The following is a 6,397-nucleotide window of genomic DNA, read 5'->3' as shown; positions in this document are numbered from 1 at the left end:
TTCGATTCCTGCCACCCCTGCCATGGCGATTGTGGCGAAGTGGTTAACGCACCGGATTGTGGCTCCGGCATTCGTGGGTTCGATTCCCATCAGTCGCCCCATAAATTAGTAGATAACATCCTTAAAGGATGTTTTTTTTATTTAGTTAAATAGTGAAAGATTTACTTTTATATCACCTATTTTCTTATTTTTTATATACTAAATAGTATAGGAGGGATAGAAGATGGAAAAAGGTGAGATAATTTCTATCAATTCCTGCGCTTTAGATGTAACTGTTGAAGAATTTAATAAAAAGGACTTGGAAGAAGCAGGAGTATTGATTGACTATGATTCGGATAATGAGATTGAAATAAATTCTAATAAGCGTAATAAGAAAAGACCATCTTATCAATCAAGTTGGTCTAGATGGATTTTTTTAGGTATTTTAATGGTTCTTTTAGTTATAGTGATGTTTGCAGGTCATGTTTTGATTGAACAACAAGAAAAATCGTTTTTTTCAAATTCTGCAACGACTGAGATTGTTTATTTAATAGAAAATGAGTATATTTAGTTCAAGTAAAAGGAGTATATTGTAGATATACTCCTTTTACTTTTGTCTAAAAATTTTAATAATAGCAATTACAATCACCCAGATTTCAAGTTGGCCAAATATCATCCCAATTATCTCAGTCCATAAGATGACAGTGGAGTTGTGGCAGAAGTAATACCGATAGATAGTCCATTGGTTTTAAGTGCTGATGAAAATTCAAATAATGAGGATTGAAGTGGATAACCCTATACTAAAAAAATGAAGGTACCTATCAGTAAGAGAATTAGATAGGCGAAAGCATAGGTAGAAGCTTCAATAATGAAAGATGATTCTAAAAATATTTTTCCTTCCGGTTTGAGGAGTGTGTCTTCCTTAATAAAAAATTCTGATTTAAATTTCATTTTTAGATTCTAGATACATTGTTTACATAAAAGTAAGATACGATAGAGTTTTATATCACCGGATGTTGAACCTGCTCCCCCGCTCATAATCATGAGAATTATCATTAAGAAAAGCGCAAATGGAGTCCAGTCGTTAAAGGATACGGTTGCATAGCTAGTTGTTGAAATGGCTGAAATAATTTGAAAGAGTGAGTTTCTAAAAGTTTCATTTAATGTTGGATATACGGTTGTTAAGAGAGAGAATATCATGATAGGAGTGGAAATTCCGATTAATATAAACATGAATTTTATTTCACTTAATGCAAAAAAATGCTTAAATTTTTCTCTTTAATAAAGTCTAGTGATTGATTTAACTTTTAATTATAAAAAAATGTTATATTACGACAAAAAACATCAAACAATCCTAGAATTCTACGAGAGAAATGAGGAAGAAACATGGAAATTTCATGATATAATAAAGGTAGAAAAATATCAGGTTTAGGTGTATTTTGAAGAAAAGTGGAGGGAAGACTGTGGAGAAAAAGGTGAGACAGTTATTCGAGTATTTATTGGCTCTTCGAAATTTAAGTTATGAGCCGATTCGACACATACAGAAATACGAGAAATATTGGTTTTTGGATGATTTAGAAGAAGGATTTGGACTATATTTGGATGGTAAAGGAGACGATGAACAGTCAGTCATTGAAATTCACCAACAATCTTTTAATGCTGATTATCCTCCTTTAAATGAATTAGTTTTTCAGGTTGTCACATTACTTGATTTTGATTATACGAAAGAGAGTAGTGTGAGTTGTTCTGATTTAGAGTTATTGCAAATTCTAAAGGAAGAGCTTGAAAAATTACGCGATAAAGTTGAAAGTGAGATAGATGAAGAATTTGATTTAACGCCATGGCAAGTCTTTTTACTTTCACATTCTTCTTCATTTATCTTTAAAGAAGAATGTCTAGAGAAAATGGATGATGTTTTATCGAGAATTGAATTAATTACATCTCAGTATAAATTATGGTTAGGGTTATGGACGCAATGGGCGGTGATACAAAAGCGTAAGCGTCAAGTTCAAAAAATGTATGATTATTTTTTCAAGTTGATGCAGGTTTTTAAATCAGAGGAAAAATCCCTCGAGTTAATGCTTGGAATTGGGATGCTCACTTATCCAAGTAAGTCACAAATTTATCATCCTCTTTTAACAACGAAGTTAGAATTAGAGTTTGATGCTGAAAAAGGAATTGCCAAATTAATTCCCGGGGGGAAGGGGTATCAGCTAGAACTTGAGATGCTATCGGGGATTGAACTGCCAAATCATACTGAAATTATGAAGTTGAAGGATTTTGTAGCGGATCAATCGATTAATCCATTTGTCGTAGAAGAATTTGAGCCTTATTTACGCCAGTTTATTCATTATATCCATCCAAATGGTCAATATGTTGAGAAATTTATGTCAGAAGAGGGCGTAAAATATCCTGTTGTAGCTCCACGTAATGTGCTATTTGTACGAGCTAAATCGGATGTTTTATTAAAAGAGGATTTAAAGTTAACGCTTGATTATATAGATGAAGGTGGAAAGATTCCTAAAACGATTCAATCGATCATCGGGGTAGAGGGATTAAATTTAAGTGATGAGGATGTTTTAAGTTGGAAGGGTGTAGGGGAGAACTTATTATTTCCACTTCCAGCGAATGAAGAGCAAAAAGATATTGCAAGACGCCTTGAAAATAATATTGCCATTACCGTACAGGGACCTCCAGGAACGGGGAAAAGCCATACGATCGTCAATTTAATTTCTCATTTGCTGTCACATGGGAAGCGAATTTTAGTGACGAGTGAAAAAGATAAAGCATTACGTGTTCTGATGGATAAATTACCTGAAGAAATTCAGCCGCTTTGTGTTTCATTACTTGGTGGGGATCGCCAGTCACTTAATCAGATTGAGCAATCGATTCGTGGTATTTCTGAAGGATTAGCAGTATATGATAGCCAGATTTTAGAAAAAGAAATTCAGGTTTTAAGTCGTCAGTTAGATATGATTCGTCGCCAAATGAATATGACGAGAAATAATATTATAAGATTCAGAGAGCTAGATTCAAAAGGATATCCATGGAAGGAGAAAATGTCTCAGCCTTATGAAATGGCACAGTTGTTTTTTGAAAAATCAGCTCAGTATCATTGGGTTAAAGATTTAATTGAAATGAATGCAACGTGTCCCTTAAGTGATGAGCAGTTTGTGACATTGTGGGAGTTAAAGTGTCATTTACCTAGAATGCATAAGGAGATTATTCATTCTCATTTTCCAAATTTAAGTCGTGTGTTAAGTATTGAAGAATACCGCCATTTGTTAAAAGAGGAGCAAGGTTATTTAACTCGTCTTGAGGAATTGAAAGTTTTTGATGATTTATATGAGTTTGATGAAAATCGTGTGTTTTTAGAAAATGTGCATCAACAATTAGTGCAACTCGTGTCAAAGCTTGATAAAGTACAAGATCCACTTGAACAACATATTTTAAAAGAGTGTTTATTAACAGATGATCGATATTCGGTTTGGCAGACGGTGTATGAGCATCTTAAACAGATTATGGTTAAGATAAATGAACATGAGTTAAAAATTGTAAATGATGAAGTTCGATGCGAGTTTTTTGATCATCCAAAATACGAGCAGTTTTTGATGACCATTTCAGAGAAAATTCACGCTAATAAACCCATTCGAGGTTTATATTTAACGTTTAATCCCGACTTAAAAGCTTTTTATGAAAAAACGCGTGTAAACGGGCACAAGATTGAAACATTGCATGATTTAGATTGTGTGAGATTGTATAAAGAGAAGATTGAGCTTTTACAACAGTTTGCGGCGGTTTGGAATAAGAATTTAGCGGTGAATGGTGGAGCTTTGATTGAGAGTAATCAGCTTTTGAAGTTGTTCGAGCATCATCAAAAGTTAAAACAATTAGAAAATACGTTAGAGTGTGTGGAGCGTATTCAAGCATTGAATGAGTATATTACCGCCTCAACAAAGACGTTTAAAAAGATTGAGTATGAGAATTTATCACAGCTAAGTCATTTAGCTTATTCGATTGAGTTGACACAAGTTAAAATGCGCTTAAAGGGATGGCGAGACGTTTATCAAGTATTGTTATCACAATATAAAACGAATTTGATGAATGATCATATGCATCCGCTTTGTTCAAAATTATATGAGTCCTTAGTTGAAAAGAATCATGAACGTTTTAGTGAATTGCTAGTTGAAATTAAATCTTTAATTCAAATTAAGGAACAGTATCAAGAATTTTATCAGTTATTAAATACTTTAAAAGTTAGTATGCCATTGTTTGCAAATGAGATATTAGGAACAGTTGGGTTAGTTGAATCAATTCCGGGAAGCTTACAAGAAATTTTTGAGTTTGGAAAGCTTCAAACGTTTTTAAATCAGCTTGATGAGTGGAAAATTGGCGAGCTCGAAATGAAACTATCTCTGCTTGAAAAAGAAGAGGTTTCAATTATTAAGCAGTTAATTTTTAAAATGACGTGGAAAAATCAATTAGAACGTGTGACGCCAGAAGAGGATCGAGCGCTTCAAACATGGATGCAAAAAATGAATCGCATTGGTAAAGGAACGGGACGTCATGCCTCTAAATATCGTCGTGAAGCACGTACTGAGATGGAAAAGTGTCAGTCGGCGATTCCAGTTTGGATTATGCCAGTAAAAGAAGCTATTGAGAATTTTACGATTAATCCAGATTTATTTGATGTGGTAATTATCGATGAGAGTAGTCAATGTAATCTGTTAAGTTTACCTATTTTTATGCGAGCTAAAAAGGCAGTTATCGTCGGGGATGATCAACAAATTAGTCCGATGATGCCGGGAATTAGTGAAACACAAGTCAAAGATTTAGCTCAGCGTTATTTATATAATATTGAAGGAGGAAGTTCATACGATTTACAAACATCACTTTACGATGTGGCGTGTCGTGTTTTTTCAAGTAAAGGTAAATTAATGTTAAAAGAACACTTTAGATGTGTGCCTGAAATCATTGGTTTTTCAAATGCATTAAGTTACCATAACGAGATGATTCCATTAAAGTTACCACTGACTTCTGAGCAATTTAATCCACCAGTTTGTGCTATTTATATTGAAAATGCAACGCGTAATGAGCGAAAAGTCAATCATGAAGAAGCGATTCGTATTGTTTCTGATATAAAGGAAATGATTCAAAATCCTGCCTATTTTCATAAGAGTATTGGCGTTATTTCGTTACTTGGCGCAGAGCAAGCTAAATATATTTCTTCATTATTACTTGATGCTGTTGGTGAGAAAGTGATGATCGAGCGACAAATTATTTGTGGGGACGCTTATTCTTTCCAGGGAGATGAACGCGATATTATGTGTTTATCATTAGTTATTGCTCCGAATATGCGTTATAACACGTTGAATAAAAAACAATATACTCAACGATTTAATGTAGCTGCCTCACGAGCAAAATGCGAAATGAGATTATATCACTCTGTCACACTAGAAGAGTTAATGCCTGAAGATATTCGTTATCAATTATTAAGTTATTGTCAAAATCCTAAACCGATGTTTGTCTCAACAAGTGGGACATGTGAAACGTTGTTTGAAGTTGATGTGATGAAAGCTATTTTGTCACATGGTTATGAAGTGACTCCAAAAGTTCGCGTAGGAAAGTATCAAATTGACTTAGTTGTTGAGGGGGTACGTTCAAGGTTGGCTATTGAGTGTGATGGTGATACGTTCTATGGCAGTGAGAAAATTGAGCAAGATATGGAACGTCAGCGCGTACTAGAACGTGCAGGTTGGTGTTTCTTAAGAATTCGTGGAAGTGTCTTTTACCGTGATCCAGAGAAAGCGTTAAAAGTATTATGGGATAAATTAGAGCAATTAGATATTAAACCTAAAAACTAGAATTGAATTAAACCTTGATAAAGCTTTTGAAAATTTTATCAAGGTTTTTATTTTTAAGTAAATATTTGAGTATATTTAAATTAAAGTAGGTCATAATATATTTGTTAGTTATTCGGCAAAAAAACTAATAAAAATTGTTGACAGGATTCGACAGGCGTGATATTATATATGAGTAAGTTGTTAACGGAATGGCCCGTTGGTGAAGCGGTTTAACACACATGCCTTTCACGCATGCATACACGGGTTCGAATCCCGTACGGGTCACCATTTATTAGTGCCGAAATAGCTCAATTGGTAGAGCAACTGACTTGTAATCAGTAGGTTGCGGGTTCAAGTCCTGCTTTCGGCACCATTAATTTAATAGGGGTGTAGTTTAACGGTAGAACAGCGGTCTCCAAAACCGTTAGCGTGGGTTCGATTCCTGCCACCCCTGCCATGGCGATTGTGGCGAAGTGGTTAACGCACCGGATTGTGGCTCCGGCATTCGTGGGTTCGATTCCCATCAGTCGCCCCATAAATTAGTAGATAACATCCTTAAAGGATGTTTTTTTTAT

General features: G+C 34.5%; 3 protein-coding genes and 5 tRNA genes. 7 read left to right on the top strand and 1 reads right to left on the bottom strand.

Annotated elements, in window-relative coordinates; genetic code table 11:
- The first annotated feature begins 25 nt into the window (after window positions 1-25).
- Both J6D32_RS00650 and J6D32_RS00645 read left to right on the top strand, forming a co-directional pair.
- Window positions 26-101: transfer RNA gene (locus J6D32_RS00650), tRNA-His, on the top strand.
- Window positions 102-223: 122 nt separating this feature from the next.
- Window positions 224-550 carry a hypothetical protein gene (locus tag J6D32_RS00645; protein WP_009606150.1) on the top strand — a complete coding sequence of 109 codons (327 nt, stop codon included), beginning with the start codon at window positions 224-226 and terminating at the stop codon, window positions 548-550.
- 389 nt (window positions 551-939) lie between these two features.
- Here J6D32_RS00645 and J6D32_RS14045 read toward each other — a convergent pair whose 3' ends face one another.
- Window positions 940-1,179 (bottom strand): potassium transporter TrkG, encoded by a 240-nt coding sequence (locus J6D32_RS14045; RefSeq protein ID WP_350022611.1) that lies wholly within the window; start codon window positions 1,177-1,179, stop codon window positions 940-942.
- Window positions 1,180-1,442: 263 nt separating this feature from the next.
- Between J6D32_RS14045 and J6D32_RS00640 the strand changes: the two genes are divergently transcribed.
- From J6D32_RS00640 to J6D32_RS00620, 5 genes are all read left to right on the top strand, one after another.
- Window positions 1,443-5,843, top strand: a complete 4,401-nt coding sequence (locus tag J6D32_RS00640) for a PDDEXK-like endonuclease domain-containing protein (RefSeq protein ID WP_287467167.1) — start codon at window positions 1,443-1,445, stop codon at window positions 5,841-5,843.
- Window positions 5,844-6,033: 190 nt separating this feature from the next.
- Window positions 6,034-6,110 (top strand) — tRNA-Glu (locus J6D32_RS00635).
- Window positions 6,111-6,119: 9 nt separating this feature from the next.
- A tRNA-Thr gene (locus J6D32_RS00630) sits at window positions 6,120-6,195 on the top strand.
- A 10-nt stretch (window positions 6,196-6,205) separates the two neighbouring features.
- Window positions 6,206-6,279, top strand: a tRNA-Trp gene (locus tag J6D32_RS00625).
- 2 nt (window positions 6,280-6,281) lie between these two features.
- Window positions 6,282-6,357 (top strand) — tRNA-His (locus tag J6D32_RS00620).
- Window positions 6,358-6,397 lie beyond the last annotated feature (40 nt).

It is taken from the genome of Turicibacter sp. (assembly GCF_017941855.1).
Lineage (GTDB): Bacteria > Bacillota_I > Bacilli_A > MOL361 > Turicibacteraceae > Turicibacter > Turicibacter sanguinis.
The sequence above is the reverse complement of the archived record's forward strand: the minus strand, read 5'-3'. Positions and strand labels throughout refer to the sequence as shown.

Coding starts and splice junctions, on each gene's coding strand:
- J6D32_RS00645 (WP_009606150.1), top strand. CDS start 224: ATGGAAAAAGGTGAGATAATTTCTATCAATTCCTGCGCTTTAGATGTA.
- J6D32_RS14045 (WP_350022611.1), bottom strand. CDS start 1,179: ATGATATTCTCTCTCTTAACAACCGTATATCCAACATTAAATGAAACT.